Annotated in this window: 29 protein-coding genes and 1 pseudogene; 13 read left to right on the top strand and 17 right to left on the bottom strand. The window is 55.9% G+C overall.

All coding sequences use genetic code 11. The annotated features are described in order from the left end of the window. The first annotated feature begins 71 nt into the window (after positions 1-71). The 6 genes from ACMYSN_RS06790 (at position 72) to artJ (ending at position 4,635) form a co-directional block, all read left to right on the top strand. Entirely contained in the window at positions 72-590 is a 519-nt protein-coding gene (locus ACMYSN_RS06790; protein ID WP_123756130.1) for a lipoprotein, read from the top strand. A gap of 223 nt (positions 591-813) precedes the next feature. Beyond that, positions 814-1,542 (top strand): arginine ABC transporter ATP-binding protein ArtP, encoded by a 729-nt coding sequence (gene artP, locus ACMYSN_RS06795; protein WP_462497482.1) that lies wholly within the window; start codon positions 814-816, stop codon positions 1,540-1,542. A gap of 20 nt (positions 1,543-1,562) precedes the next feature. Further along, entirely contained in the window at positions 1,563-2,294 is a 732-nt protein-coding gene (artI, locus tag ACMYSN_RS06800) for an arginine ABC transporter substrate-binding protein ArtI (RefSeq protein ID WP_462497483.1), read from the top strand. Positions 2,295-2,300: 6 nt separating this feature from the next. Then, entirely contained in the window at positions 2,301-3,017 is a 717-nt protein-coding gene (gene artQ, locus ACMYSN_RS06805; RefSeq protein WP_032688654.1) for an arginine ABC transporter permease ArtQ, read from the top strand. After that, complete coding sequence (artM, locus tag ACMYSN_RS06810; RefSeq protein WP_123756128.1) at positions 3,017-3,685, top strand: arginine ABC transporter permease ArtM; 669 nt, start codon at positions 3,017-3,019, stop codon at positions 3,683-3,685. Before artQ ends, artM begins: the two co-directional genes overlap by 1 nt. Positions 3,686-3,903: 218 nt before the next feature. Continuing rightward, a complete protein-coding gene (gene artJ, locus ACMYSN_RS06815) occupies positions 3,904-4,635 on the top strand; it encodes an arginine ABC transporter substrate-binding protein ArtJ (protein WP_123756127.1) in 732 nt (243 codons plus the stop codon). A 60-nt stretch (positions 4,636-4,695) separates the two neighbouring features. Here the strand turns inward: artJ and ACMYSN_RS06820 are convergent, their stop codons facing one another. The 12 genes from ACMYSN_RS06820 to ACMYSN_RS06875 all read right to left on the bottom strand — a co-directional run bounded on the left by ACMYSN_RS06820 (position 4,696) and on the right by ACMYSN_RS06875 (position 15,854). Then, a complete protein-coding gene (locus tag ACMYSN_RS06820; protein WP_462497484.1) occupies positions 4,696-6,174 on the bottom strand; it encodes a sensor histidine kinase in 1,479 nt (492 codons plus the stop codon). Then, positions 6,171-6,887 carry a response regulator transcription factor gene (locus tag ACMYSN_RS06825; protein WP_462497485.1) on the bottom strand — a complete coding sequence of 239 codons (717 nt, stop codon included), beginning with the start codon at positions 6,885-6,887 and terminating at the stop codon, positions 6,171-6,173. Before ACMYSN_RS06825 ends, ACMYSN_RS06820 begins: the two co-directional genes overlap by 4 nt. 76 nt (positions 6,888-6,963) lie before the next feature. Then, positions 6,964-8,094 (bottom strand): class I SAM-dependent methyltransferase, encoded by a 1,131-nt coding sequence (rlmC, locus tag ACMYSN_RS06830; RefSeq protein ID WP_462497486.1) that lies wholly within the window; start codon positions 8,092-8,094, stop codon positions 6,964-6,966. Positions 8,095-8,136: 42 nt separating this feature from the next. Next, complete coding sequence (locus ACMYSN_RS06835) at positions 8,137-8,610, bottom strand: YbjO family protein (RefSeq protein ID WP_123756123.1); 474 nt, start codon at positions 8,608-8,610, stop codon at positions 8,137-8,139. Positions 8,611-8,685: 75 nt separating this feature from the next. Continuing rightward, positions 8,686-9,531: a putrescine ABC transporter permease PotI gene (gene potI / locus ACMYSN_RS06840; RefSeq protein WP_123756122.1), complete on the bottom strand. Its 846-nt coding sequence runs from the start codon at positions 9,529-9,531 to the stop codon at positions 8,686-8,688. Then, positions 9,528-10,481 carry a putrescine ABC transporter permease PotH gene (gene potH, locus ACMYSN_RS06845; protein WP_462497487.1) on the bottom strand — a complete coding sequence of 318 codons (954 nt, stop codon included), beginning with the start codon at positions 10,479-10,481 and terminating at the stop codon, positions 9,528-9,530. Before potH ends, potI begins: the two co-directional genes overlap by 4 nt. Positions 10,482-10,491: 10 nt before the next feature. Beyond that, positions 10,492-11,625, bottom strand: coding sequence for an ABC transporter ATP-binding protein (potG, locus tag ACMYSN_RS06850; protein ID WP_462497488.1), 1,134 nt, complete (start codon positions 11,623-11,625; stop codon positions 10,492-10,494). 190 nt (positions 11,626-11,815) lie between these two features. Then, on the bottom strand, positions 11,816-12,928 hold the full coding sequence (gene potF / locus ACMYSN_RS06855) for a spermidine/putrescine ABC transporter substrate-binding protein PotF (RefSeq protein ID WP_123756119.1): 1,113 nt from the start codon (positions 12,926-12,928) through the stop codon (positions 11,816-11,818). A gap of 349 nt (positions 12,929-13,277) precedes the next feature. Beyond that, complete coding sequence (locus ACMYSN_RS06860; RefSeq protein ID WP_462497489.1) at positions 13,278-13,757, bottom strand: type III secretion system chaperone family protein; 480 nt, start codon at positions 13,755-13,757, stop codon at positions 13,278-13,280. Positions 13,758-13,845: 88 nt separating this feature from the next. Continuing rightward, positions 13,846-14,748: a 30S ribosomal protein S6--L-glutamate ligase gene (rimK, locus tag ACMYSN_RS06865; RefSeq protein ID WP_123756118.1), complete on the bottom strand. Its 903-nt coding sequence runs from the start codon at positions 14,746-14,748 to the stop codon at positions 13,846-13,848. Positions 14,749-14,860: 112 nt separating this feature from the next. Continuing rightward, positions 14,861-15,583, bottom strand: a complete 723-nt coding sequence (nfsA, locus tag ACMYSN_RS06870; RefSeq protein WP_462497490.1) for an NADPH-dependent oxidoreductase — start codon at positions 15,581-15,583, stop codon at positions 14,861-14,863. Continuing rightward, positions 15,567-15,854: a YbjC family protein gene (locus ACMYSN_RS06875; protein WP_123756116.1), complete on the bottom strand. Its 288-nt coding sequence runs from the start codon at positions 15,852-15,854 to the stop codon at positions 15,567-15,569. The genes nfsA and ACMYSN_RS06875 overlap by 17 nt, the downstream gene beginning before the upstream one ends. A 199-nt stretch (positions 15,855-16,053) precedes the next feature. On the opposite strand from ACMYSN_RS06875, the gene ACMYSN_RS06880 reads away from it, so the two are divergent. Beyond that, on the top strand, positions 16,054-16,317 hold the full coding sequence (locus ACMYSN_RS06880; protein WP_004859945.1) for a GrxA family glutaredoxin: 264 nt from the start codon (positions 16,054-16,056) through the stop codon (positions 16,315-16,317). Positions 16,318-16,323: 6 nt separating this feature from the next. Here ACMYSN_RS06880 and ACMYSN_RS06885 read toward each other — a convergent pair whose 3' ends face one another. Next, positions 16,324-16,707, bottom strand: coding sequence for an inner membrane protein YbjM (locus ACMYSN_RS06885; RefSeq protein WP_462497491.1), 384 nt, complete (start codon positions 16,705-16,707; stop codon positions 16,324-16,326). Positions 16,708-16,972: 265 nt separating this feature from the next. Between ACMYSN_RS06885 and ACMYSN_RS06890 the strand changes: the two genes are divergently transcribed. Further along, complete coding sequence (locus tag ACMYSN_RS06890) at positions 16,973-18,658, top strand: aspartate:alanine antiporter (protein WP_123756244.1); 1,686 nt, start codon at positions 16,973-16,975, stop codon at positions 18,656-18,658. A 260-nt stretch (positions 18,659-18,918) separates the two neighbouring features. Here ACMYSN_RS06890 and ACMYSN_RS06895 read toward each other — a convergent pair whose 3' ends face one another. Then, positions 18,919-19,464, bottom strand: coding sequence for a TetR/AcrR family transcriptional regulator (locus ACMYSN_RS06895; protein ID WP_462497492.1), 546 nt, complete (start codon positions 19,462-19,464; stop codon positions 18,919-18,921). Between the two features lie 152 nt (positions 19,465-19,616). On the opposite strand from ACMYSN_RS06895, the gene ACMYSN_RS06900 reads away from it, so the two are divergent. Both ACMYSN_RS06900 and ACMYSN_RS06905 read left to right on the top strand, forming a co-directional pair. Further along, entirely contained in the window at positions 19,617-20,819 is a 1,203-nt protein-coding gene (locus ACMYSN_RS06900; RefSeq protein WP_462497493.1) for an MFS transporter, read from the top strand. After that, entirely contained in the window at positions 20,819-21,631 is an 813-nt protein-coding gene (locus ACMYSN_RS06905) for a Cof-type HAD-IIB family hydrolase (protein WP_462497494.1), read from the top strand. The genes ACMYSN_RS06900 and ACMYSN_RS06905 overlap by 1 nt, the downstream gene beginning before the upstream one ends. Before the next feature lie 53 nt (positions 21,632-21,684). On the opposite strand, the gene ACMYSN_RS06910 is transcribed toward ACMYSN_RS06905, so the two are convergent. Further along, positions 21,685-22,923, bottom strand: coding sequence for an MFS transporter (locus ACMYSN_RS06910; protein ID WP_462497495.1), 1,239 nt, complete (start codon positions 22,921-22,923; stop codon positions 21,685-21,687). Positions 22,924-23,242: 319 nt separating this feature from the next. Here ACMYSN_RS06910 and ybjG point away from each other — a divergent pair, with 319 nt between their 5' ends. Together ybjG and deoR are read left to right on the top strand one after the other, a co-directional pair. Further along, a complete protein-coding gene (gene ybjG, locus ACMYSN_RS06915) occupies positions 23,243-23,836 on the top strand; it encodes a phosphatase PAP2 family protein (RefSeq protein WP_462497496.1) in 594 nt (197 codons plus the stop codon). A 70-nt stretch (positions 23,837-23,906) separates the two neighbouring features. Next, positions 23,907-24,665: a DNA-binding transcriptional repressor DeoR gene (gene deoR, locus ACMYSN_RS06920; protein ID WP_123756108.1), complete on the top strand. Its 759-nt coding sequence runs from the start codon at positions 23,907-23,909 to the stop codon at positions 24,663-24,665. Positions 24,666-24,693: 28 nt separating this feature from the next. On the opposite strand, the gene dacC is transcribed toward deoR, so the two are convergent. Beyond that, entirely contained in the window at positions 24,694-25,896 is a 1,203-nt protein-coding gene (dacC, locus tag ACMYSN_RS06925; protein WP_462498215.1) for a serine-type D-Ala-D-Ala carboxypeptidase, read from the bottom strand. An 84-nt stretch (positions 25,897-25,980) separates the two neighbouring features. Between dacC and ACMYSN_RS06930 the strand changes: the two genes are divergently transcribed. Then, a complete protein-coding gene (locus ACMYSN_RS06930; RefSeq protein ID WP_462497497.1) occupies positions 25,981-26,373 on the top strand; it encodes a hypothetical protein in 393 nt (130 codons plus the stop codon). Positions 26,374-26,567: 194 nt separating this feature from the next. Here the strand turns inward: ACMYSN_RS06930 and ACMYSN_RS06935 are convergent. Then, a pseudogene (locus ACMYSN_RS06935) lies at positions 26,568-26,876 on the bottom strand (MliC family protein); the annotation flags it as partial. Between the last annotated feature and the right edge of the window lie 2 nt (positions 26,877-26,878).

Consider the following 26,878-nt stretch of genomic DNA (forward strand, 5'->3'; position numbering starts at 1 on the left):
GCACATCCTGGAAACAGTAAGCTATGCTTGAACAGAAACTAATAACGTAGTGAGCTTATAAGGAAATCATCATGCGCTACAAACTCGTTGCATTTATTCTCCCTTGCGCGCTCGCGCTGAGTGCCTGTACCACCGTGACACCAGCCTATAAAGATAACGGCACCCGTAGCGGCGCCTGCATTGAGGGTGGGCCAGACGCCGTGGCACAGAAATTTTACGATTATCAGATCCAGCACCGTAATAACGATCTGACGGCGTTGCGTCCTTATCTGAGCGACGATCTGGCGAAGCTGCTGGACAGCGCCCGTCAGGACCCGGCGCGCAGTTCCCTGCTCCAGTCTAATCCCTTCTCAAGTTCCGCCACGCCGGCAGATAGCGCTACGGTAGCCAGTGCTTCGACTATTCCTAACCGCGACGCCCGCAATATCCCGCTGCGCGTCGATTTAAAACAGGGTAGCCAAAGCTGGCAGGATGAAGTGCTGATGATTCAGGAAGGACAGTGCTGGGCCGTCGATGACGTGCGCTATCTCGGCATAAACTCGCATGCTCCGGCCGGATCGCTGCAACAGAGTCTGGAAAAACGCGGATAAGGGGGTGGAAGCCACGCCGCTGAAACGATAACCCCGGTAAAATGTCGGTATTTCTCCAGGTTATGCCGACATTTGTTCCTCCCCACCCCACTAACCCCTATTTTGTGCTAAGTTTAGAGGTAAATGTGGTTTACATTTAACTTTTAACGCATAAATATTGCATAACTATTCTGTCAAAGGTAGTATTTGCGGCCTCAATAGCTATTTGTATCAGACAGCCCAGATGAGTATTAAACTAAACGCCATTAACTGCTTCTACGGCGCGCATCAGGCGCTGTTCGACATCACGCTGGATTGCCCGCAGGGGGAAACGCTGGTGCTGCTCGGCCCCAGTGGCGCCGGGAAAAGCTCGCTGCTTCGCGTACTCAACCTGCTGGAAATGCCGCGTTCCGGTACATTACATATCGCCGGAAACCACTTTGACTTTACTAAAGCGCCTTCTGACAAAGCCATCCGTGAGCTGCGCCAGAACGTCGGTATGGTCTTCCAACAGTACAATCTGTGGCCGCACCTGACCGTGCAGCAAAATCTGATCGAAGCCCCCTGCCGCGTGCTGGGCTTAAGCAAAGATCAGGCTCTGGCTCGCGCCGAGAAGCTGCTGGAACGTCTTCGCCTCAAACCTTACAGCGATCGCTACCCGCTGCATCTCTCCGGTGGGCAGCAGCAGCGCGTCGCCATTGCGCGAGCGCTGATGATGGAACCTCAGGTTCTGCTGTTTGACGAACCAACGGCGGCACTCGATCCGGAAATCACCGCCCAGATCGTCAGCATTATTCGTGAGCTGGCCGGCACCGGCATTACCCAGGTTATCGTCACCCACGAAGTGGAAGTGGCGCGTAAGACCGCGAGCCGGGTGGTGTACATGGAAAATGGCCATATCGTTGAACAAGGGGATGCCAGCTGCTTTACGCATCCGCAGACCGACGCGTTTAAAAACTATCTTTCACATTGATGTTTTTCGGGGAAATGACGATGAAAAAAGTACTGATTGCCGCGATCCTGGCAAGCATGAGCCTTTCAGCTACTGCCGCCCAGACCATTCGTTTCGCCACCGAGGCGTCCTACCCTCCGTTTGAAGCGATCGATGCCAACAATAAAATTGTCGGCTTTGACGTCGATCTGGCAAACGCGCTGTGTAAAGAAATTGACGCCACCTGTACCTTTACCAACCAGGCGTTCGACAGCCTGATCCCAAGCCTTAAGTTCCGTCGTTTCGACGCGGTTATGGCCGGGATGGATATCACGCCTGAGCGTGAAAAACAGGTGCTGTTCACCACCCCTTACTATGAAAACTCTGCGCTGTTCGTCGGCCAGCAGGGTAAATTTACCAGCATCGACCAGCTGAAAGGCAAGAAAGTCGGCGTGCAGAACGGCACCACCCACCAGAAATTCATTAACGACAAACACCCGGAAATCACCACCGTGCCGTACGACAGCTACCAGAATGCCAAGCTGGATCTGCAAAATGGCCGTATTGACGCAGTGTTTGGCGACAACGCCGTCGTCACCGAGTGGCTGAAGAGCAATCCGAAGCTGGCCGCGGTGGGTGATAAGGTCACCGATAAAGACTACTTCGGTACCGGCCTCGGCATCGCGCTTCGCCAGGGCAATACCGAGCTGCAGCAGAAATTTAACGCTGCGCTGGAAAAAGTGAAAAAAGATGGGACTTACCAGACCATCTATAGCAAATGGTTTCAGAAGTAACGCTAAATGAATGAAATTTTTCCATTAGCAAGTGCCGCCGGGATGACCGTCGGCCTTGCCGTCTGCGCGCTCATCATCGGCCTCGTGCTGGCGATGCTGTTTGCCGTGCTGGAGTCAGTGAAATGGCGCCCGCTGGCATGGCTCGCAACCGGCGTGGTCACCGTCCTGCGCGGACTACCGGAAATTCTGGTGGTCCTGTTCATCTATTTCGGTTCTTCGCAGCTGCTGCTCACCCTGTCTGACGGCTTTACGATCAATCTCGGGTTCGTGCAGATCCCGGTGCAGATGCAGATTGAGAACTTCGACGTCAGTCCGTTCCTCTGCGGTGCCATTGCCCTCTCCTTGCTGTACGCGGCTTACGCTTCGCAAACCCTGCGCGGCGCGCTGAAAGCGGTCCCTCAGGGACAATGGGAGTCTGGCCAGGCGCTGGGGTTGTCCAAAGGGGCAATCTTCTTCCGTCTGGTGATGCCGCAGATGTGGCGCCATGCGCTGCCGGGTCTGGGCAACCAGTGGCTGGTGCTGCTGAAAGATACCGCGCTGGTGAGCTTAATCAGCGTGAACGATCTGATGCTGCAAACCAAAAGTATTGCCACCCGCACCCAGGAGCCTTTCAACTGGTATATCATCGCGGCGGCCATCTATCTGGTTATCACCCTGCTCAGTCAGTACATTCTCAAACGTATTGACCAACGTGCGACGCGTTTCGAACGGAGACCAGGCTGATGCTTGATTATTTACCCGAACTGCTGAAAGGGCTGCATACCAGCCTGACGCTGACGGTGGCCTCCATCGTCGTGGCGCTGATCCTGTCGCTGATCTTCACCATCGTGCTGACGCTGAAAACGCCGGTGCTGGTGTGGATCGTCCGCGCTTACATCACGTTGTTTACCGGTACGCCGCTGCTGGTGCAGATCTTCCTGATTTACTACGGCCCAGGGCAGTTCCCGTCATTGCAGAACTACCCGGTACTGTGGCATCTGATTTCTGAACCGTGGCTATGCGCGCTGATTGCTCTGTCCCTCAACAGCGCGGCTTATACCACCCAGCTGTTTTATGGCGCGATTCGCGCGATTCCTGACGGCCAGTGGCAATCCTGCAGCGCGTTGGGCATGAGCAAGAAAGACACCCTGGCGATCCTGCTGCCATACGCGTTTAAACGCGCGCTGTCCTCGTATTCCAACGAAGTCGTGCTGGTTTTCAAAAGCACCTCGCTGGCGTACACCATTACCTTAATGGAAGTGATGGGCCACGGTCAGCTGCTGTACGGACGGACCTACGATGTGATGGTGTTCGGCGCGGCCGGTATTGTCTATCTCGTCGTCAACGGTCTGCTGACCCTGATGATGCGACTGCTGGAACGCAAAGCGCTGGCCTTTGAACGGCGTAATTAATGCCCGGCGCTAAGGGCATCCGAACGGCGGGTTCACCGCCGTTCATCAATGCATAATTAATATACTTAAAAACGGGTCAGTCTCATCACTGCCCGTTTTTTATATCTCATAAAAAATAATTATACATAATTATTGAATATAAATTCATTTAATGGCATTGTGAAAATCAGCCGCAGACACGGCACAACATCATAAGATTGACCGACGGGAGTTCCACGATGAAAAAGTTAGTTTTGGCTGCACTGCTTTCCTCTTTCGCCTTTGGCGCCGCTGCCGCGGAAAAAATCAGCTTTGGCGTATCCGCCACCTATCCGCCGTTTGAATCCATGGATGCCAATAATCAGATCGTCGGTTTCGATCTCGACCTGGCGAAAGCGCTGTGCAAGCAGATGCAGGCCGACTGCACCTTTACCAACCATGCGTTCGATAGCCTGATCCCGGCGCTGAAATTTAAAAAATATGACGCGGTGATTTCCGGCATGGACATTACCCCGGAGCGTAGCAAGCAGGTGGCATTTACCGAGCCGTACTACGCCAACTCGGCGCTGGTTATCGCCAAAAAAGATGCCTACCACTCCTTTGCTGACCTGAAAGGCAAACGTATTGGTATGGAGAACGGCACCACGCACCAGAAATACCTGCAGGACAAACATCCGGAAGTCAAAACCGTCGCCTATGACAGCTATCAGAATGCGATTATCGACCTGAAAAATGGCCGTATCGATGGGGTGTTCGGTGACACTGCGGTGGTTAATGAGTGGCTGAAGACCAACCCGCAGCTGGGCGTGGCAACGCCAAAAGTGACCGACCCGCAATACTTCGGCACCGGTCTCGGCATTGCGGTACGCCCGGATAACAAGGCCCTGCTGGAGAAACTGAACAGCGCGCTGAAAGCGATTAAAGCCGACGGTACCTATCAGAAAATCAGCAACCAGTGGTTCCCGGAATAATCTGCCGTCGGACGGGCTACTGCTGTAGCCCGTTACGTCGCGCGCGGGGAAATCTCCCTGCTACTGACGCAGCGGCAGGGTGAAGCGGAAGCTGGCCCCTGTCGTGACCTCCAACAGATGAATATCGCCGCCGTGCAGTTGCAGCATGCGCCGGACAATCATCAGCCCTAACCCGCCTCGCGTTCCGCGACTCTGCCCGGGTTCCAGCACCGAAGGCCGTTCAAACAATGTGGCCCGTAGCTCACCGGCAACGCCCGGCCCGCTGTCCGTCACTTCCACCACCATTTCCGTACCCTGCTGGCGCGCCGTCAGGCTAATGCTGCCCCCGTCCGGGGTGTGGCGAATAGCGTTATCCAGCAGGTTGGTCAACACCCGTTCCATCATCGACAAATCCGCGACCACCGGCGGCAAACCGCTGGCCAGCCCCAGCTGCAGACGAATATTGCGGGTAGCAATCGACAGATCGAACTTCTGCGCCACGTCCTGGACCAGCTCTGCCAGGTAAAATTTCTCCGGCTGCGGTTTGATGCCGCCGTGTTCCAGCCGCGCCAGCTCAAACAGCTGTGACGAGAGATAGCGGACTTTATTTCCCTGGCGCAGCGCGATATCGAGGTAACGCCGACGCTCTTCCGCGCTGAGCCGGTCGGCTTTCAGCGTCAGGGTCTCAAGGTATCCCAGCAGCGACGTCAGCGGCGTCCGCAGGTCGTGGGAGATATTAGCCACAAACTCACGACGCTGGCGATCGCTGTCGGCCAGACGATCCCACTGCCCGGCGATCTGTCGGGCAAGGTCGATAAAGCGGTTATGCAAAATCGCCACTTCATTTCCCGGATGCGGATCGGGGGTTTGCGCCGCCAGCAATTTGATCGCCCCGATGCTGTCTTCTTCAGGGATGACCACCTGGGCGGTGAGCTGACGCACCGGACGCGTGACCCAGTACCAGGCAAGGCCGCCGGCCAGCAGGCCAAACAGCGCCACCAGCAGCAAGGTCCAGATCAGCAGGCTGCCCAGCGTCTTCTGCCAGGCGTTGGCTGCCAGTTCGTTAAAGGTTTCCCCTTGCAGAATGATATAGAGATAGCCGCGAAGCTGACCGTCAACGTTCAGCGGCGCAACGCTGAAGACTTTCTGCTGATCCGGGCTGCGCGGGTCGTCGCCGTACACCGGCCAGGTACCGCCGGACAGAAACGCCTGTATCGGTTCGATCGCCACTCGCTGGCGTTTGATATGGCCGGGAGGCGCGGCATCGGCCAGCAGTTCACCGTCGGCAGAAATCAGGTACAGCTCTACGCTGGGGTTAAAAACCATCAGCCGGTCAAAAAGCGGCTTCAGCGCCTGACGGTTGACCTGCCCCTGCGCATCGAGAAGTGGTTCGCGGGCCACGATTTGCTGGGCCAGTCCTGCGGAAAGCCGCTGCACCATCGCATTACCGTATTGCGCACTGCTGTACAACTGCACCACGCAGACCGCCGCGGCACACAGCAACAGCAGCGAGGTAAAAACCAGTGCCAGGCGCTGACTCAGGCTCAGTCGACGCATCATTGCCCCGCTCCTTGACGAGCCGGCGCAAATTTATAGCCCTTGCCCCAAACCGTCAGAATAATTTCCGGCTCGGCCGGATCGTGTTCGATTTTGCTGCGCAGGCGGTTGATGTGGGTATTGACCGTATGCTCATAGCCTTCGTGCTGATAACCCCATACGTGATCGAGCAGGGCCAGACGGGAAAAAACCTCGCCGGGGTGGCGGGCGAAGTAGTACAGCAGGTCGAATTCGCGCGGGGTTAAGTCTACCGGTTCTCCACGTAGCCTGACCTCCCGCGCCAGCGGATCGATGCTCAGGCCGTGGCACTCAATGCGCCCGGCGTCCATCAGCAGATTCTGTCCCATCGCCTCCTGACGGCGAAACAGTGCCTTAACTCGCGCCACCAGTTCGATGATTGAAAACGGCTTGGCCAGGTAGTCGTCCGCCCCCATCTCCAGCCCCAGCACGCGGTGGGTCTCACTGGCGCGGGCGCTGATGATAATCACCGGCAGGTAGCGGGTCATCTGGCGAATGCGGCGGCAGATCTCCAGACCGTCGACATGGGGCAGCATCAGGTCAAGGATCACTGCATCCCAGCTGCCTTTTTCGAGCTGCACCAGCGCCTGAGCGCCATCGGCCTCGTGGACAATCTGAAACCCTTCATCCTGCAAATTCAGGCGCAGCAAAGTGGCGATATCGTCGTCATCTTCGACCAACAGAATTTTCTTTGCCATCGTCTCGCTCCGCTCATCTCACTCGTTATTCGCCAAGCTTACTCGATTTACGCCTGCAGGAGAGTTCACATTTTGTTTAAACTTCGCGGATCAGTAGCGTCAGCACTTCATAGTGTGCGGTGTGGGGGAACATATCGAACAGCTGCACCCGCTCAACCCGATAACCGGGCAGCAGCGCGAAGTCTTTCGCCATCGTCCGGGCGTTGCAGCTGGAGTAGATAATATACGGAGGCGCCATCCGGCCTAAATAGTCGCACAGCTCGCTGCCGATACCGCGACGTGGCGGGTTCACCAGCACCAGATCCGGAATATCGCCCTCGGCGGTGGCAAACTGCGTCGAGTCCAGCGCCTGAAAATGGAGGTTAGTCAGCCCCAGTTCAGCGGCAGATTGCTGCGCGCTGGCAATGGCCTCCGGCGCAATTTCAATGCCCGTCAGCCGCATTTGCGCCGTAGCACAGTGCAGGCCAAAGCCGCCCACGCCGCAGAACAGATCCCACATATGCTTCACCGGCAGCTGGCGCACCCAGTCACGGGCGGTGGCATACAGCTGGCTGGCAACGGCCGGATTGGTTTGAAAGAAGCTCTGCGGGCGGATCCACAGCGGAACGCCGTTAAAGTTTTCCGCCAGTGCGGGCTGCTCGCCGAGCAGAATTTCCTGCTCGCCTTCCATAATGGCCATATGCACCGGCTGAATATTGGCGGTAATCACCTTCAGCTGCGGCAGCTGCGCCTGCAGCCAGGGTAGCGCGGCGCGAAGCTGCTCCAGTTTTGCCGTCGAACGCAGGACAAAACGCAGCATCATTCCGCCATCCAGCTGGCTTTCGGTCAGCAGCAGATACTTCAGCTCGCCACGCTTGCGGGCGACGTTGTAGGGCGTTAACCCGGCCCGGGCAATAAACGGCTTTAATACACTAAACACCGGCGCAAAATGGGGCGGATAGAGCGGGCAGTCGGTCAGGTCTTCGGGCGTGCCGTCGCGGTGCAACATGCCCAGCAGCGGGCGTTCAACGCTGCCGCTGACCACCATTTTGGCTTTGTTGCGAAAACCGGCCTCCGGGCCGGAAACCGGCATATCCCATTGCGCCACCGGGAAGTCCGCTAACAACGTCCTGAGGTCGGCCATTTTACTGGCGAGTTGTTGTGTTAACGGCAGTTCCAGCCACTGACAGGAGCGACAGCGGCCCGCGTCATAGAGTGCGCAGTGCATAAAAAGACCTTCAAAAAAACAGGGGCGGGGATTGTATCATCGTTATTGTAGTCGGAAAAACCGTCGGCACGAAGTCGGGACAAACAGCAGCAGCAATACCAGGTAATCAGGCAGTTTCTGCATCACCAGAGAACGGAATATTTCCCGCTTTGACTCGCCGGCAATACTGAACAGCTCCGGATAGCCATACCCCAGCGAAGCCGCCCACAGGTAGCCGGTGACAATGATTTGCGTCAGCAGGAAGATCCAGCGCGCCAGATTGCGCCCCTTCACCAGCGAGAAGGCGCACCATATCTCAATGAACACCAGCAGCAGGCTGGAGAGAAACACCAGCGTCAGGTTCCAGGTCTGGACGCTGCGGCGAATAAACTCTTCGATGCCGCTGACCCCCAGTTGGTTGAAGATCATCAGCAGGTCAACGCCACGAATCAAAATAATGGCGAACGCCGCCACCTGCACCAGGGCAGGAACGTTCAGGCGTGCATGAGAGGAACGTGCTTTAGTAAACAATCCCAACGGAAACGTCTTCCATGAAAACGGCGTCGCACTATCACGACGCCGATACCAGTTTTACCGTAGATTTTAGGGGGTTCAGCTGCGTCTTGCACGCTGGATATCGCGTACTCGCTGCTTTTCTGCGCGGGCCATCAAATACCAGGCGATAAAACCAACAACCCCAACCACCGCGAGGATTAACGTCGCCAGGGCGTTGATTTCCGGGTTCACCCCCATCCGCACGCTGGAGAAGACCAGCATTGGTAAGGTGGTGGCTCCCGGACCGGAGACGAAGCTGGCAATAACCAGATCGTCCAGCGACAAGGTAAAGGCCAGCAACCAGCCGGAGATCACCGCCGGCATAATCATCGGCAGCGTGATGATGAAAAAGACCTTCAGCGGCGGCGCGCCCAAATCCATCGCCGCTTCTTCGATAGAGTGGTCCAGTTCACGCAGCCGTGACGAAATGACCACCGCCACGTAGGCGGTACAGAAGGTCACGTGCGCCAGCCAGATGGTCAGCATCCCGCGATCCGAAGGCCAGCCGATAGCGTGCCCCAGCGCCACAAACAGCAGCAGCAGCGACAGTCCGGTGATCACATCCGGCATAACCAGCGGTGCGGTAATCATAAACGCAAAGCCGGTTGATCCACGGAAGCGGCCAAAACGCACCATCACCACGGCCGCAATGGTGCCCAGCACCACCGCCGCCGTTGCCGCACAGGTGGCGATGGTCAGACTCAGCCCGACGGCGCTCATCATCGCATCATCATGGAACAGCTCGCTGTACCAGCGCGTTGACCACCCGGCCCACACCGTCACCAGCTTCGAACTGTTGAATGAGTAGATAACCAGCATCAACATCGGGGCATACAAAAACGTAAAGCCGATCACGAGGATTAAAATTCGCCATGGCGAACGTACTACCGGCAAATCATTCATCCGTGTTCCCCTATCTGTTTTTGCTGATGCTTGTGGAACCACATGATCGGCACGATCAACAGCAGCAACATCACAATCGCCACCGCCGAGGCCACCGGCCAGTCGCGGTTATTAAAGAACTCCTGCCACAGGACGCGCCCGATCATAATACTGTCCGGCCCGCCTAACAGTTCCGGGATCACAAACTCTCCTACCGCCGGGATAAACACCAGCATCGACCCGGCGATAATTCCACCTTTGGTCAGCGGGACGATCACCTGGAAGAAAGTTTTCAGCGGTCGCGCCCCCAGATCCAGCGAAGCCTCCACCAGCGAGTAGTCGATACGCGTCAACGCGGTATAAATAGGCAGCACCATAAACGGCAGATAGGCGTAAACAATGCCGATGTACACCGCGAGGTTGGTATGCAGGATCTCCAGAGGCTGATCGATAACCCCAAGCCACAGCAGAAAATTATTCAGCACGCCGTTGCTTTTCAACAGCCCCATCCACGCATACACGCGGATCAGGAATGAGGTCCACGACGGCAGGATCACCAGCAGCAGCAGAATATTTCGCGTGGACGGTTTGCTGTGCGCCACCGCCCATGCCAGCGGATAGCCCAGTAACAGACAGCAGAACGTCGAGATGCCCGCCACCTGCAGCGACTGCAAATAGGCTTCGAAATAGAGCGGATCGTCAGTCAGTTGCAGGAAGTTGCCGAGGTTCAGCGTTAACGTCAGCTGGCCTTCCGCCCACTCCCACAGATCGGTGTAGGGCGGGATCGCCCGCGCCATCTCCGCGAGGCTGATTTTAAATACGATCAGGAACGGCAGCAGAAACAGCAGGATCAGCCACAGATACGGCAGCGCGATCACCAGCTTGCGGCCATGGGCCATCTGCAGACGCGCGAGCCAGAGCGCAAAACCGCCCGGTTTTTTCTCCCCGGCCGGTGGTTCTAATGTACTCATCGCCCTCTCCTTACACCGTCAGAACAACGCAGCTGTCGGCATCCCAGCACAAACGAACTTCATCACCCCAGGTCGGCGACCCTTTACGATGACGGTGTTCATTCTGCAACTGCGCGCTGATCATCTGCCCGCTTTTCAGGCGTACGTGGTAGATAGAGAGATCGCCGAGGTAGGCAATATAAATCACCTCCCCCACTGCGAAGTTATAGCCATCCGCCGGCGGCTCATCGCAGAGCATGATTTTTTCCGGACGCAGGGCCACCCACACCGGAACATTATCAATAACCGACGCATCAGGATCGACCTTCAGCGGATGAGTCAGCCCCGGCGAGTTCAACACCAGGCCATCTTCCAGCCGCTCTTTCACCAGTCCTTCAAACACGTTGACCGAACCGATAAACTCCGCGCTATAGCGGGTTGTCGGATGTTCATAGATCTCTTCCGGCTCGCCGATTTGCACGAACTTACCGCGGTTCATAATAGCGATACGCCCGGCCATGGTCATCGCCTCTTCCTGATCGTGAGTCACCATCACGCAGGTCGCGCCGACACGCTCGAGAATATCCACCACTTCCAGCTGCATGCGGTCACGCAGTTTTTTATCCAGCGCGCCCATCGGTTCGTCGAGCAGCAGCAGTTTTGGCCGCTTCGCCAGGCTGCGCGCCAGAGCAACACGCTGGCGCTGCCCGCCGGACAGCTGGTGCGGTTTACGTTTGGCAAACTCCTGCATATGCACCAGCGCGAGCATCTCCTGCACTCTGCTGGTGATTTCGGTTTTCGGCAGTTTGTCCTGCTTCAGGCCAAACGCAATGTTCTGCTCCACCGTCATATGGGGGAACAGGGCGTAGGACTGAAACATCATATTGATCGGCCGCTGATAAGGCGGTACGCGAGACAGGTCGACGCCATCAAGCATAATTTGGCCGGCCGTCGGTTCTTCAAAGCCTGCCAGCATGCGCAGCAGCGTTGATTTACCGCAGCCAGATGCCCCCAGCAGTGCGAAAATTTCGCCTTTATAAATGGTGAGATTGACGTCATCGACGGCATGTTGGCCATCAAAGGATTTCGTCAGATTACGGATTTCCAGCAGCGGGGTCAGCGCTTTGGGGGTTTTCGCCTGTGGGCGGGAAATTGCGTCATTCACTCGGGTGCTCTCCGGCAAAAAAGCTAACCACCGTATGGCCCGGTTGCCATACATTCTACTTTACAGTGCAGGCGCACCATCCTGGTGCATACATTCGCTGCACGTTGCATCAGCGTTTACACCGACCGGGTAGTGCAATCTCCCGGCCAGGTAAGATCTGTTCAGGCCCGGCGAACCGGGCCATCAGGTTTTATTTGCCGCTTTTCACTTTCGTCCACGCACGGGTACGCACGCGGTCGATTTTCGGGTCCTGAACTTTCAGGGTGAACAGCTTGGCAAACACATCCGCCGGCGGGTAGATAGCCGGGTTATTACGGATCGTTTCGCTCACCAGCGGAGTCGACGCTTTGTTACCGTTCGCGTAGTACACCTGGTCGCTGATTTTGGCGATAACTTCCGGACGCATCAGATAGTTAAGGAACTGATAAGCTTCATCTTTATTCTTGGCGTCCGCAGGCATTGCAAAGACGTCAAAGAAGGCCAGCGCCCCTTCTTTCGGGATAAAGTAGGAGACGTTCACGCCATTCTTCGCCTCTTTCGCCCGGTTTGCCGCCTGCCAGACGTCACCCGCCCAGCCGATAGCGACGCAGATATCGCCGTTAGCCAGGTCGTTGATGTATTGCGAGGAGTGGAAGTAGCGAATATTCGGCCGCAGCTTGAGCAGCAGATCGGTTGCCGGCCCGGTGTAGTCATTGGCTTTTGTGCTGTTAGGATCTTTGCCCAGATAGTTCAGGACCGTCGCAAAAATCTCTTCCGGTGCATCGAGGAAGGAGACGCCGCAGCTTTTCAGTTTTTCGAGGTTCTCAGGCTTGAGGACCAGATCCCAGCTATCCAGCGGGGCATCTTTACCCAACACGGCTTTCACTTTATCGACGTTGTAGCCGATCCCGGTTGTCGCCCACAGATACGGCATCGCGTATTTATTTTCCGGGTCATGCTTAGCCACCAGCTTCAGCACTTCCGGGTCGAGATTTTTCCAGTTCGGCAGTTTACTCTTGTCCAGCGGCTGGAAAACGCCGGCAGCCAGCTGCCGCTCAAGGAAACTCGCCGACGGTACGACCAGGTCAAAACCGGTGCTGCCTGCCATCAGCTTGCCTTCCAACACTTCGTTGGAATCAAAAACGTCATACACCACTTTAATACCGGTCTCTTTTTCGAAATCGGCTACCGTGTCCGGCGCGATATAATCAGACCAGTTATAAACATGTAGGGTTTTCTGTTCCGCTGCGAGTGAACCGGCAGAGACGGCCATCAACGCACCCGTAACCAGACCTGTTAACCATTTTTTACCAAAGGCGGTCATATCTCTTATTCCTTCTCAAATGCCCGTTAACAAGCGGGCTTAATATACGCACTTGTCTGCATGCAATAATCGTGCATGTTTTTTCATTGCCTAAGAAAAGGAGAGAGGACCTCTCCCGGAATGGTTGCCCGCAACTGGAAGCATCGCCAGAATAACTGTAGCCAGAATAAGAGGCTATAGCCCAGGTAAAATAACGCCTTTTATCAATTTTTTATGCAATAACGGTCTACGTGATAAGCCAAAAGCGGCAGAATGGCGGTGAAAAATTCTTTAAGGAAAGGTTAACAGCAGAATAAAAGCGCGTAATACACAGCCACTGTGGCAGTGGCTGCGCTATTCATCGACAGGTTTAGTGAAGAAAATGGTGCTGAACTTCTTCAGCGGGGTACTCTTCTTCTTCGGCTTTAAAGAGCACCTGGTTGGCGGCCGCTTCGAGGATCACCATTGAAATTTGCTCTTCGCTCTGGCGGAAGAACCAGCCAAATTGCTCAAGGGTAATGCCAACGCCGACGGATAACGCCTGGCACACCACCAGCTTAGGCAGGTTGTCATCCTGGATATCCAGGAATGCTTTGACGGTCAACGAACTGGCGTTGATCGCCGACAGATCGGCAGACAGCGGCAGCAGCGCCGACGGCTTCACTTCCGCGAGGGCCGAAAAGAGCACCACGTTGTCTACCAGATCGATTTTGGCATCGAAAATGCCTTCGAAATTCTGCATATGCGGCAGGTGCAAAGCCTGGCAGGAATCACACTCAAAAAAGCTAATGCCTAGCTCATCGAGCCAATGACGTAGCGTATCCAGACCCGGAACGACCAGTGAATCCATATGACCTGTGACCTCTTGCTGTGTAAAAACGACGCCATAGCTTACGCAAAAAATACGCTGCATACCACGAAAGTGTCAGCGCGGACGATTATCCGCCCATTTTCAGACAAAATTCAGGTGTGGCCTGGCGCTCGATCCAGGCGATCATCCGCCCGGCGATATCGATGCCGGTGGTCGTTTCAACCCCTTCCAGACCCGGTGAGGCGTTGACCTCCATCACCAGCGGCCCGCGGGTTGCGCGTAAGATATCGACCCCGGCAACGTCCAGACCGAGGGTCTGCGCCGCTTTGATGGCCATCGCCCGCTCCTGCTCGCTGATAATGGCGACCGTTGCCACCCCACCACGGTGCAGGTTAGAGCGGAAATCGCCCTCTTTAGCCCGTCTCTCAATCGCCGCCACCACTTCATTGCCCACCACCAGACAGCGAATATCCCGCCCTTTTGCCTCGGCAATATACTCCTGAACCAGAATATGCGCGTTCAGACCCCGGAAGGCATCAATCACGCTTTCGGCCGCCTGGCGCGTTTCTGCCAGCACCACGCCGATCCCCTGCGTGCCTTCCACCAGTTTGACGACCAGGGGCGCCCCGCCCACCATGGCGATCAGGTCACTGGTATCATCCGGGGAGTGGGCGATCCCGGTCAGGGGAAGATCGATCCCCTGGCGTGCCAGCAGCTGCAACGAGCGCAGTTTGTCGCGGGCGCGGGTAATCGCCACCGACTCATTGAGCGGGTAGCTGCCTAACAGTTCAAACTGGCGCAGTGCCGCGGTACCGTAATAGGTAATGGCGGAACCAATCCGTGGGATCACGGCATCGAAATGCGGGAGCTGGCGGCCTTTATAGTGAATCGATGAGGCCACCGGACTGACGTTCATATAACAAGAAAGCGGATCGAGGATTTCCACCTGGTGACCGCGCTTCTGCGCGGCTTCACGTAGGCGACGACATGAATAGAGCGTTCCATCCCGGGATAATATGGCAATTTTCACCCTGCACCTCTGCAAAAAGACCCGCTCCGGCGGGCCTTCACTGTATTAATTACGCCACCACCGCCCGGCCTCTGACTCTTGAGGCGCTAAGCAGGCAGCAGTGTATACGCAATCAGCGCGTTGCCCACCCCTGCTTATGCAGGTAATCCAGAATAAACGGGCGACTTTCTTTAATGATAGTGCGGCGAATATGGTCGCTCCAGGTATCGCGACGCGTATTGCTGCCGCGTGACAGATAATACTGTGCCATCTGCTCATCATATTCTGCCAGCACGGTTTCATCCAATGGCTGCCAGCTATTTTCATGCACCAGCATCGCCGCCGGCATACGCGGCTTCACATCCGGGTTATCGGCAGGCCAGCCGAGGCACAGGCCAAACAGCGGCAGCACGTGCTGCGGCAGGTTCAACAGTTCGGTCACCGCGTCAATACTGTTACGGAGCCCGCCAATGTAGACACCACCCAGCCCTAACGACTCAGCGGCAACCAGCGCGTTTTGCGCCAGCATCGCGGTATCTACCGCCCCCAGCAGCAGTTGCTCCGCCAGACCTAACTGGGCATCCGGGCAGATCTCCAGGTGACGGCTAAAATCGGCACAAAATACCCAGAACTCCGCTGCACGGGCCACATGCTGCTGGCCGCCGCTTAGGGTCACCAGCTGCTCGCGAAGCTGCGAGTCGGTCACGCGAATAATAGAGCTGCATTGTAAAAAGCTGGAGCTGGATGCCCCTTGTGCGCTGGCGATGATGGCGGCACGCTGTTCGTCGCTGATGGGCGCATCGGTAAAGTGGCGAATGGAGCGGTGGCTCCGCAGCAGATCAATGGTCGGCGTCATCTCGTTTTTCTCTGTCGGGTGAAGAAGGTGGTTTTTGAGTTTGCGTCAGCTGTGGTGCCACGATCCTTGCCATACGCCACATCAGCGCAATGGCCGCAGGCAGCATCAGCAGGATCCCGGCAAAAATCATCAGCAGGGCTGCCGTGGGACTGGAAAACGGCGCCGGCAGTTGCAGATACTGGTTGAGCGAAAGCCAGGCCAGGGTCAACAGCACAATACCGATAATCTCTATCACCAGGACGCTTTTTGGCAAGGCGGCGGGCGATCGCATAACTCTCCTCCGGTCAATGTAGGCTCTGCGGCGTCTGAAGCCGCACAGCGGGGACAGTATAGTCATTTAACAGAACCGACATTTATCAAACATAGCCTTAAACCATCGGAGAAAAAGGCAGAACCTTCTTTTACTCACCGCCGGAACAGGTCATCATAGTCAGTATTCGCCATCCGGCAGAGAGTTAAGGAGAAAAAGCATGTTTACGGTTATTTTTGGTCGTCCCGGTTGCCCTTATTGCGTTCGTGCCAAAGAGCTGGCTGAAAAACTGACCAATGAACGCGATGATTTTAACTATCGCTACGTTGATATTCACGCTGAAGGCATCAGTAAGAGCGATCTGGAAAAGACCGTGGGTAAACCCGTTGAGACCGTTCCGCAGATTTTTGTCGATCAGAAACACATCGGCGGCTGCACTGATTTTGAAGCCTGGGCAAAAGAGAATCTCGGCCTGTTTGCCTGAGCCGACTCATTCTCTTGACGAGTGCTTGCGCCTGGAATCTAGCCAGGCGCAGATAAACATAAAGCACAGCGCGCCCAGCGCACACCAGAACACCGCACTAAACAACCACGCCAGCTGTTGCCAGAATGTCCGTTGTGCCACAAAAAAAAGCCGTATTGCCAGCAGACAGACCGGAGCCGCCAGAATAGCGCCTACCACCGGTAGGATCACCCGTCGTCCTGGAGAAAGGCTACTGGCCGCCGCACCGGGCAGCAAAAAGAACAGCAGTCCGACGTCAGAATTGCCGGCAGCACGAAAGACTCCGTTCATATGCAGTAACAGAAATAAACAGACCACGATAAACAGAAAGAACCCGCAAGTAATACCGATCCAGGCGCGCTCAGATTTCACACCATCCTCCTGATTCTGCCTCTAACCCACTTCATTACATCCAGTCAGATAAAGCATTCTGGCAATCCATGCCATTTTTGCACCCACTCACCTAAAAACGATTGTGACTAGCCGCAGCATCCAGGAAGGATTAAACTAGCGACTCATTTTTAGTGGTTATACCGGGATGCCGGAACAAGGTTCGGAACGTCACGAACACTGGCCAACCTTAGACTAAATAACCATTTCCTTCAACAACTTACTAGTAAATGAGAAGTTGGCTTTCGTGAATATAAACGTCGCAGATTTGTTAAACGGGAATTACATCCTGTTATTATTCGTTGTACTTGCGCTGGGGCTTTGCCTCGGAAAACTGCGCCTGGGTTCAGTACAACTTGGTAATTCTATTGGCGTTTTAGTGGTTTCATTATTATTAGGCCAGCAGCATTTCAGTATTAACACTGATGCGCTGAATCTGGGCTTTATGCTGTTTATTTTTTGCGTTGGCGTGGAAGCAGGCCCCAACTTTTTTTCTATCTTTTTCCGCGACGGGAAAAACTATCTGATGCTCGCCCTGGTGATGGTCGGCAGCGCGATGCTGCTGGCGATGGGGCTGGGGAAACTGTTTGGCTGGGACATCGGCCTGACGGCGGGGATGCTGGCAGGCGCCATGACCTCAACCCCGGTGCTGGTAGGCGCCGGCGATACCCTGCGCCACTTAGGGATGCCCAGCGATCGGCTGGCGCTCTCCCTCGACCATTTGAGCCTCGGCTATGCGCTGACCTACCTGATTGGTCTCGTCAGCCTGATCGTCGGCGCCCGTTATATGCCAAAGCTGCAGCATCAGGATTTGCAGACCAGCGCCCAGCAGATTGCCCGTGAGCGTGGGCTGGATACCGACTCCAAACGTAAAGTCTATCTGCCGGTGATCCGCGCCTACCGCGTCGGCCCGGAACTGGTGGCCTGGGCCGATGGTAAAAATCTGCGTGAGCTGGGGATCTACCGCCAAACGGGCTGCTATATCGAGCGGATTCGTCGCAACGGTATTCTGGCTAACCCGGACGGCGATGCGGTCCTGCAAATGGGCGATGATATCGCGCTGGTGGGCTACCCGGACGCTCACGCGCGCCTGGATCCGAGCTTCCGTAACGGTAAAGAGGTTTTCGACCGTGACCTGCTGGATATGCGCATTGTTACCGAAGAGATCGTGGTTAAAAATCACAATGCCGTAGGCCGCCGTCTGGCGCAGTTGAAGCTGACCGACCACGGCTGTTTCTTAAACCGCGTTATCCGTAGCCAGATTGAAATGCCAATCGACGACAACGTGGTGCTTAACAAGGGCGACGTTTTACAGGTCAGCGGCGATGCGCGACGCGTCAAAACCGTGGCCGATCGTATCGGCTTTATCTCTATTCACAGCCAGGTGACCGACCTGCTGGCATTCTGCGCCTTCTTTATCGTCGGCCTGATGATCGGGATGATTACCTTCCAGTTCAGCTCCTTCAGCTTCGGGATTGGTAATGCGGCGGGGCTACTGTTTGCCGGGATTATGCTCGGTTTCCTGCGGGCCAACCATCCAACTTTCGGCTATATCCCGCAGGGCGCGCTGAATATGGTGAAGGAGTTCGGCCTGATGGTCTTTATGGCCGGAGTCGGCCTGAGCGCCGGCGCCGGGATTGGCCACGGCCTGGGCGCCGTTGGCGGCCAAATGCTGGCGGCGGGCCTGATCGTCAGCCTGGTACCGGTGGTGATTTGTTTCCTCTTCGGCGCCTATGTGCTGCGTATGAACCGCGCGATGCTGTTTGGTGCCATGATGGGGGCCCGTACCTGCGCCCCGGCAATGGAGATTATCAGCGACACCGCGCGCAGCAACATTCCGGCGCTGGGCTACGCGGGGACCTACGCCATCGCCAACGTGCTGTTAACCCTGGCAGGGACGCTGATCGTCATCATCTGGCCAGGGCTTCAGTAAATATTTAAGAAAAAAATGGATAGAGGCAGAACTTTTCTCTCGGGCGTCAGTCATAAGTAGTGCCACTGCTTTTCTTTGATGTCCCCATTTTGTGGAGCCCATCAACCCCGCCACTTCGGTTCAAGGTTGATGGGTTTTTTGTTGCCTGAATTTTGTGACCGCCTGCTATTACGCCGGTTTTAACGAGACAAACGGTGAGTGAGAAGAAGACAGGGCTGTGGGGTTCTTCGGTGGGAACAACATCTGTGTTAACGCCGCCCTCACCCCTCTCCGGCGATTCGTCCGACCATCAGGCGGATCGCCGGTTTAGAAAGCGGCGCACTATCGGTGACGAAATGCAGGGTCATGCCCTCAATAAACGCATCCAGTCCGCGGGCGGTGGGCGGATCAAACCACTGCTCCAGAGTTTGCTGGCTGCGCTGCATCCAGTGCTGCATCACCGCTTGTAACGCCGGCTGACTGCTGCAGAACGCATATAGCTGATACATCAGTTCCATGTTCCGCGCGGTGGTGACCTGGGCGCTGAAAATCAGCTCGGCGATGGCATCGCAGGCCTCTTCGCGATTGCTGACCGAGGCAAAAAATTGCTGATACTGCTCCGACATATCGCGAGTAAAAATGCGAAATGCCTCTTCAATCAGCGCTTCGATACCGCTGAAATAGTAGGTCAGCGAGCCTAACGGGACCTCCGCGCAGCTGGCGATTTTACGGTGCGTGACCGCATGGATCCCGTGAATAGCGATAGTCTCCAGCGTCGCCTGCAAAATACGCTCCCGGCGCTGCGGATCGTTCGGTCGACGGGCCATAGTTTTCCTCATTCATCGCGTTTATACATAAGCAGCTATTCCGTTCTCCGAATGCCGGGCGTTGTCCTGAAACAGACACTCTGAAGAATATGTACAAATGTACACAACCTTGTTACTGTTGTCTTCATCTTCTCATTCACTGGCATGGACGAATGACCGCGCAAACCTCCCGCAGAGCCTTACAGCTTCGGCTGTGGGCACTCTTTATGTTCTTTTTTATTCCCGGATTACTGATGGCGTCATGGGCCACCCGTACGCCGGCGATCCGCGACCTGCTCACGCTGTCGACGGCGGAAATGGGCATCGTGTTATTTGGCCTCTCCATTGGTTCGATGAGCGGCATTCTGTGCTCGGCGTGGCTGGTTAAGCGCTTCGGAACCCGCAAAGTCATTCGGACCACCATGTCCTGTGCGGTCGTGGGCATGATGGTCCTCAGCCTGGCCCTGTGGCTGACCTCGGCCACCCTGTTTGCCATCGGGCTGGCCATTTTTGGCGCCAGCTTCGGTTCTGCGGAAGTGGCGATTAACGTCGAAGGCGCCGCCGTCGAACGGGAAATGAATAAAACCGTCCTGCCGATGATGCACGGCTTTTACAGCTTCGGTACGCTGTTTGGCGCCGGCGTGGGGATGGCGGTGACCGGTTTTGGCCTGCCTGCTGCACCGCATATTCTGCTGGCAGCGCTGGTGGCTATCGTCCCTATCGCTATCGCGATCCGCGCCATTCCTGACGGCACCGGGCAGAATGCCGCCGAAAGCGCCCATCATGAAGAAAAAGGGTTGCCGGTATGGCGTGACGTGCAGCTGCTGTTGATTGGCGTGGTGGTGCTGGCGATGGCCTTTGCAGAAGGTTCCGCCAACGACTGGCTGCCGCTGCTGATGGTCGATGGTCACGGCTTCAGCCCGACCTCTGGCTCCTTGATTTACGCCGGCTTTACCCTCGGCATGACCATCGGTCGCTTCACCGGCGGCTGGTTCATCGACCGCTACAGCCGGGTCACGGTAGTACGTGCCAGCGCGGTGATGGGTGCCCTGGGTATCGGCCTGATTATTTTCGTCGATAACCCATGGGTGGCCGGAATCTCGGTGCTGCTGTGGGGACTGGGGGCGTCGCTCGGCTTCCCGCTGACGATTTCCGCCGCCAGCGATACCGGCCCCGATGCGCCGAAGCGCGTCAGCGTGGTGGCGATAACCGGCTACCTCGCCTTTCTCGTCGGGCCGCCGCTGCTCGGCTTCCTCGGCGAACATTTCGGCCTGCGCAGCGCCATGATAGTGGTGCTGGGTCTGGTTATGGTGGCGGCGCTGGTCGCGAAGGCGGTGGCAAAACCACAACATGAACCTGTCATGGAGAACAGTTGATGAGCATCAAACTGATTGCGGTAGACATGGACGGCACCTTCTTAAGCGATGCCAAAACCTACAATCGCCAGCGCTTCCTGAGTCAGTATCAACGGATGCGTGAGCAGAATATTCGTTTTGTGGTAGCCAGCGGCAACCAGTATTACCAGCTGATTTCGTTTTTCCCCGATATCGCCCATGAAATTGCCTTCGTCGCCGAAAATGGCGGCTGGGTTGTCAACGCCGGTGACGACGTCTTTAACTGCCAGATGCCGAAAGATCATTTCCACACGGTGATCGATTATCTGCAGACGCTGCCGGATATTGAGATCATCGCCTGCGGTAAACGCAGCGCCTGGACCCTCAACCAGTATAACGACGAGCTGAAAGCGGTGGCGGCGAAGTATTACCATCGCCTGCAGCTGGTGGATGATTTTAACCTTATCGATGACGTGATCCTGAAGTTCGGACTCAACGTCCCCGACAGCCTGATCCCGACCATTCAGCCGCAGCTGCATGCCGCCTTAGGCGACATGGTGACCGCCGTGGCGACCGGTTTCGGCAGCATCGACCTGATTATTCCCGGCATCCATAAAGCCAACGGTCTGCGCATCCTGCAACAGCGCTGGGGCATTGAGGATCACGAAGTGGTGGCGTTTGGCGACAGCGGAAACGACATTGAAATGTTGCAACATGCTGGATTTGGCTTTGCGATGGCTAACGCAGCGGCCCCGGTGAAGGCCGTGGCGGACTACGATGCCCCGCATAACAACGAAGAAGGTGTGCTGCACATCATCGACAAAGTGCTGAATCGCGAAGCGCCGTTTGCCTGATCTAGTTTCGGGGGCAGCGTGCAACGCCGCGCCCCCGGAATCATCCAGAAACGTCAGGCCTGCGGGTAGCTGGCGTTTCCTACGCTCTTGTCTTTGAGGAAATAGACAATCATCGCCAGCCACAGCACGCCGCTGAGCAGATTAAACAGGCTGAACACGCCGCTGCCGCCCAGCGCATAGGCATGCTTGCTGACTTCAATCCCGACGGTAAAAATCAGCATATGCAACATCCCCATCGCCGCTGACACCGTCCCCTTACTCATATCGCTGGCAAACAGCGTCAGACGAACCAGCCCGGCGTTTGCCAGACCAATCCCGAAGGCGTAAACGCTCAGTCCGGCGGTCATCCACAGGTAGGCATGGCTCGACACCACCGTTGCCGCCGCAGCCAGCAGCAGACCGAGCGAAATCGGCCAGCCGCCGAGAATAATCAGCGATCGCACCGTGCGCTTCGACGTCAGCCGCGCCAGCACCAGATTACCGGCAATCAGGGCGCCGAAAATCGGCACCTGCAGCAGCCCGTATTCATAGCTGGTGGCCTGTTCGCCGCTGATAATAATCACCGGAGACTGCGCAATCCACGCCAGCAGCGGCAGGCTCACGAAACCAATCGCCAGGGAGCCGGCGACAAAGCGCAGATTCTTCAGCACCAGGGCATAGTCGCGCCCCAGCTCTTTCATCGATAGCTTCTCGCCCATGCGGGTGGCGGTTTCCGGCATCGCCCGCTGAAGGCCGAAAAAAGCAATGGCCGCCAGCACGGCAAACAGCACGAACATCATCTCCCACGGCAGGATATGCACCCATGCAGCCCCCACTAGCGGGCCGAGCAGCGGCGCAATCAACGCCACGTTAGCCATCAGGGCGGTGATTTTGATACACATCGCCTCCTCAAATGACTCCTGAATCGCGGCGTAACCCACGGCGCCAATAAAGCACAGGCTGATGCCCTGTAAAAAGCGCAGCAGCGTAAATTGTTCAATGGTTTGCGCCAGCAGGGTAGCCAGGCAGGTCACGATAAACCACACCACCCCGGTAAGCATCACCGGACGACGCCCGATACGATCCGACAGCGGTCCTAACAGCCACTGTAAAAACATGCCGCCGGCGAGATAGGCGGTCATTGAGGTAGGCACCCATTCATTGCCGGCCTGGAACTCTTCCACCACCGTCAGCATCCCCGGCTGAATCATATCGTTGCCGATATAAGTGGAGAATTCGTATAACACCAGGCACAACGGGAATAGCAGCGCCTGCCGTCCGAGGCGCCGACCTGAAAGCGAATAATTCTGCATGCAATCTCTTATTTATAAAAAAATCGCGCAAAGTTTAATGAAAGTCGTGCTGAGGAGATAGTGAATTGTGAGCGACAATGAAAAATAGCGCAAAGCCCCTTCCACGCCGGCCCGCCAGTTTATCTCAACCTCTCTTTATTTCGTTTATATTTCAATTAGGTTACAGGAGATATACTCATCGCTGCTGCGCGTACGCGAAGAAACGGCCTCGCCACTCTTCCTGTAACTTGCTGACAATTAAGACAATACTGCTTTACCTCATCGCCACCGCTGCTTAAGGTGGGCGGCTTATTGCTATCGGATACAAGAGCCTGGACGTATGCTGGAAAATATCAACGACGCGCTGTTCGCCTTAATTAACGCCACTCCTGCCTCCCCGGCATGGGCTATCGAAATAGCTACCGTCATCGCCAAAGAGGTGATTTTGCTGGTGCCATTGCTGGCGGCGGCGCTGTGGCTCTGGGGGCCGAATCAGCGGCAGCTGGTATGTAAAGTGGCGCTGGCGCTGGCAATCAGTCTGAGCCTCTCGTGGATATTTGGTCATCTGTTCCCTCATGACCGTCCGTTTGTTGCCGGTGCCGGCTACCAGTTTTTACATCATGCGCCGAACAACTCCTTCCCCAGCAACCACGGCACTATCAGTTTTACTTTCGCGCTGGCCTTTTTGTTCTGGCATCGCCTGTGGTCTGGCGTCGCGTTAATGGCCACCGCCGTTGCAATCGCCTGGTCACGGGTCTATCTCGGCGTGCACTGGCCGCTGGATATGGTGGGCGGTTTGCTCACCGGGATGTGTGGTTGTCTGGCCGCCGGGCTGCTGTGGCAGGTTGGTGGTCAGGGGCTTTATCGCTACCTCGAGCAGGCATACCGCCTGTGCTTCTCCCTGCCAATTCGTAAAGGCTGGGTACGTGACTAACCCTCTCCCGACAGGTAAAATTGCCCACTAACGCCCTGCCAGTGCAGGGCGATTTCAGCTTAGAGGGTATATGGAAACACGTCGTGATGAACGTATCAGCCAGCTCATTCAGGCGCTCAAGCGCAGCGATAAGCTTCATTTAAAAGAGGCCGCAGCGCTACTGGGCGTGTCAGAGATGACCATTCGTCGCGACCTGAACGGCCATAATGGCCCGGTGGTGTTATTAGGGGGCTACATTGTTCTCGAGCCACGCAGCGCAACCCATTACCTGCTCAGCGACCAGAAAACCCGCCTCGTGGATGAAAAACGCCGCGCCGCCCGACATGCCGCCGCTCTGCTGAAAGCTCATCAGATGGCCTTTTTTGACTGCGGTACCACGACCCCGTGGATTATCGACGCCATCGATAACGCCCTGCCCTTTACCGGCGTCTGCTATTCGCTGAACACCTTTCTCGCACTGCAGGAGAAACCGCAGTGCCGGGCGATATTATGTGGTGGGGAATTTCACGCCAGCAACGCGATTTTTAAGCCCTTAAGCCTGCAGGATACCCTCAGCCATCTGTGCCCGGATATCGCCTATTATTCGGCCGCCGGGATCGACTGCGAACAGGGAGCCACCTGCTATAACCTCGAAGAACTTCCGGTAAAGCAGTGGGCGATGCGCAGCGCGCGCTACCATGTGCTGGTGGTCGATCACAGTAAGTTTGGTAAGGTCAGGCCGGCGCGGATGGGGGATCTGGCGAGTTTTGACGTCATTGCCAGCGATGTCTGTCCGGATGACGACCTGCTGGCACTGGCAAAAGAAAAACAGATTTCACTGCTGTACTGACCGCGCCCCGCAGGGCGCGGTCAGTCGGTTACGAGAACCAGCTACCGAACCAGCCGTGCAGTTTCATCAGCACGAAGTCCATCATCCGGCTGAAGAAACCGCCTTCATTAACGGCTTCCATCACGATCAGCGGACGCTGTTCGATCGTTTTGTCGTTAAGCTTAAAGTCGATAGTCCCGACCACCTGCCCTTTAGTCAGCGGCGCCGTCAGCTGCGGATCCTTCAGGGTATAGCTGGCCTTCAGGTTTTTCAGCTGGCCTCGTGGCAGCGTAATCGAACCGGCCTCACCGGCGCCCAGCTTGGCTTTACTGCTGTCACCAAACCAGACCCTCTGGGTGATAAAGGTGGCATCCGGTTTAATCGGCGTTACCGTTTCATAGAAGCGGAAGCCCCAGGTCAGCAGCTTTTCGGATTCATTAAAGCGAATACGGTCGGTCTTCGTGCCGAGCACCACGGCAATCAGTCGCATGTCGCCCTGGGTTGCCGAAGAGACCAGGTTATAGCCGGCACCGGCGGTGGTTCCGGTCTTCACGCCATCGGCGTTCAGATTTGAGCTCCACAGCAGACGGTTGCGGTTCGGCTGGCGAATTTTATTGAACGTGAACTCTTTTTCTTTATGGATGGCGTACTCTTCAGGGACGTCATGGATCATCGCTTTGGTCAGCAGCGCCATATCACGCGCGGTGCTGAACTGGCCTGGCGCATCGAGGCCGTGGACGGTCATAAAGGTGGTATTGGTCAGCCCCATTTTCTGGGCATAGCCGTTCATCAGGCTGACAAAGGCGTCCTGGCTCCCCGCCACATAGTCAGCGATCGCGATGCTGGCATCGTTACCGGACTGAATGATGACCCCTTTATTCAGGTCTTCAACCGAGACCTGCATGCCCGGCTTGAGGAACATCACCGACGAACCGCGCAGCGCCGGGTTACCGGTCGCCCAGGCATCACGTCCGACGGTCACCATATCGGTGGACTTAATTTTGCCCGCCTTCAGCGCCTGCCCGACCACATAGCTGGTCATGATCTTGGTCAGACTCGCCGGGTCGAGTTTTTCATCGGCATTGCCTTCGCTGAGCACTTTGCCGCTGGCATAGTCCATCAGAACCCAGGCTCGAGCATCAATTGACGGGGCATCAGGGAGTTGTTCCGCAGCCTGCACCGCAGGCGCCACAAGAACGAGGAGAGCGCAGCCTGCCATGAGGCCGCGTAGGGAAAAAGCATCACGCGTCATAAGAACCACCCAAGTATCCTTTCCAAACAAAATATGCCGCAAAACCCTTCCGGCACGGCAGCAGCCGGTGAGTAAAGCGTACAAATGACCTTAAAGAAACAGCGAGTTGGTAAAGTTTTTAAAGTTTACGCAATAACCCTGCTCCCTGCTGAAAACAGCGCATTTTTTTTGATCATGATGGCTAAAAATTATCGTTATTATGCCACGATGATAAATAATTGTATAAAATCAATACAATACCTTACTTCCCATACCATAGCACATCTGACTTTTGTGCCGAAACCGGCATTGGTGCTTATTCAGGTGCCACGTTGGCTTCCGGGCCGCTATTTGCCGCCACATCCCCACCGTTCCCCTTGCGACTTCCCCGCCCGGACATTTAATAAAAAACATTTTGGCAGATGCGTTTATTCAGCCGATTCTCTAGTATTTCGTCGTCCACTGTTGGGGACGCGTTTTTTCTGGTTTGGGCAGTAAGCATTCAGCGCTGGTACCCGTCAGCGCTATTTTTAATTTTTTGTGGCCGGGTCATCCCTCACGACCGTTCGCTTATCTCTGCAGATCAGATGCATCACGGCCCCGGGCGGGGCCGATGGTTATTCTGATGGCGGTTGGTTTTTATTCCAGTTCAAAAAATCCCCCTTAAAGAGAGACTCTTGTTGCGCTTCAGGTCGTAAAACACAGTTATGCAGGATCGTCCGGTCGCGTCGATACAGCGTCGCCTGCTCCTCTTCAGCCCAGTACACATACACCCCGTCGGAATAGCGTTTGCCAGAAGCGGATAACCCTTCATCGAGGATCAACGGTTCGCCATCGACCACCAGGGAGACCTGTTTTTTGGTGTCGTTCTCCCACAAAAACAGCGTGGTTTCATCGCACTGGTATTCCAGCGTTTTGGTTTGGCCTTGTTCAACCAGCTGATGATAGTAACTGCATCCAGACAGCAAAGCCGGAAGTAAAATACAGATAATCTTTTTCATTT

This window comes from Klebsiella sp. R445 (assembly GCF_051131755.1).
GTDB classification, from domain to species: domain Bacteria; phylum Pseudomonadota; class Gammaproteobacteria; order Enterobacterales; family Enterobacteriaceae; genus Klebsiella; species Klebsiella lignicola.

Bases quoted from the DNA above. Each gene is read 5' to 3' on its own strand.
- ACMYSN_RS06790 (WP_123756130.1), top strand. From the start codon at position 72: ATGCGCTACAAACTCGTTGCATTTATTCTCCCTTGCGCGCTCGCGCTG.
- artP (WP_462497482.1), top strand. From the start codon at position 814: ATGAGTATTAAACTAAACGCCATTAACTGCTTCTACGGCGCGCATCAG.
- artI (WP_462497483.1), top strand. From the start codon at position 1,563: ATGAAAAAAGTACTGATTGCCGCGATCCTGGCAAGCATGAGCCTTTCA.
- artQ (WP_032688654.1), top strand. From the start codon at position 2,301: ATGAATGAAATTTTTCCATTAGCAAGTGCCGCCGGGATGACCGTCGGC.
- artM (WP_123756128.1), top strand. From the start codon at position 3,017: ATGCTTGATTATTTACCCGAACTGCTGAAAGGGCTGCATACCAGCCTG.
- artJ (WP_123756127.1), top strand. From the start codon at position 3,904: ATGAAAAAGTTAGTTTTGGCTGCACTGCTTTCCTCTTTCGCCTTTGGC.
- ACMYSN_RS06820 (WP_462497484.1), bottom strand. From the start codon at position 6,174: ATGATGCGTCGACTGAGCCTGAGTCAGCGCCTGGCACTGGTTTTTACC.
- ACMYSN_RS06825 (WP_462497485.1), bottom strand. From the start codon at position 6,887: ATGGCAAAGAAAATTCTGTTGGTCGAAGATGACGACGATATCGCCACT.
- rlmC (WP_462497486.1), bottom strand. From the start codon at position 8,094: ATGCACTGCGCACTCTATGACGCGGGCCGCTGTCGCTCCTGTCAGTGG.
- potI (WP_123756122.1), bottom strand. From the start codon at position 9,531: ATGAATGATTTGCCGGTAGTACGTTCGCCATGGCGAATTTTAATCCTC.
- potH (WP_462497487.1), bottom strand. From the start codon at position 10,481: ATGAGTACATTAGAACCACCGGCCGGGGAGAAAAAACCGGGCGGTTTT.
- potF (WP_123756119.1), bottom strand. From the start codon at position 12,928: ATGACCGCCTTTGGTAAAAAATGGTTAACAGGTCTGGTTACGGGTGCG.
- ACMYSN_RS06860 (WP_462497489.1), bottom strand. From the start codon at position 13,757: ATGGATTCACTGGTCGTTCCGGGTCTGGATACGCTACGTCATTGGCTC.
- nfsA (WP_462497490.1), bottom strand. From the start codon at position 15,583: ATGACGCCGACCATTGATCTGCTGCGGAGCCACCGCTCCATTCGCCAC.
- ACMYSN_RS06875 (WP_123756116.1), bottom strand. From the start codon at position 15,854: ATGCGATCGCCCGCCGCCTTGCCAAAAAGCGTCCTGGTGATAGAGATT.
- ACMYSN_RS06880 (WP_004859945.1), top strand. From the start codon at position 16,054: ATGTTTACGGTTATTTTTGGTCGTCCCGGTTGCCCTTATTGCGTTCGT.
- ACMYSN_RS06895 (WP_462497492.1), bottom strand. From the start codon at position 19,464: ATGGCCCGTCGACCGAACGATCCGCAGCGCCGGGAGCGTATTTTGCAG.
- ACMYSN_RS06900 (WP_462497493.1), top strand. From the start codon at position 19,617: ATGACCGCGCAAACCTCCCGCAGAGCCTTACAGCTTCGGCTGTGGGCA.
- ACMYSN_RS06905 (WP_462497494.1), top strand. From the start codon at position 20,819: ATGAGCATCAAACTGATTGCGGTAGACATGGACGGCACCTTCTTAAGC.
- ACMYSN_RS06910 (WP_462497495.1), bottom strand. From the start codon at position 22,923: ATGCAGAATTATTCGCTTTCAGGTCGGCGCCTCGGACGGCAGGCGCTG.
- ybjG (WP_462497496.1), top strand. From the start codon at position 23,243: ATGCTGGAAAATATCAACGACGCGCTGTTCGCCTTAATTAACGCCACT.
- deoR (WP_123756108.1), top strand. From the start codon at position 23,907: ATGGAAACACGTCGTGATGAACGTATCAGCCAGCTCATTCAGGCGCTC.
- dacC (WP_462498215.1), bottom strand. From the start codon at position 25,896: ATGACGCGTGATGCTTTTTCCCTACGCGGCCTCATGGCAGGCTGCGCT.
- ACMYSN_RS06930 (WP_462497497.1), top strand. From the start codon at position 25,981: ATGACCTTAAAGAAACAGCGAGTTGGTAAAGTTTTTAAAGTTTACGCA.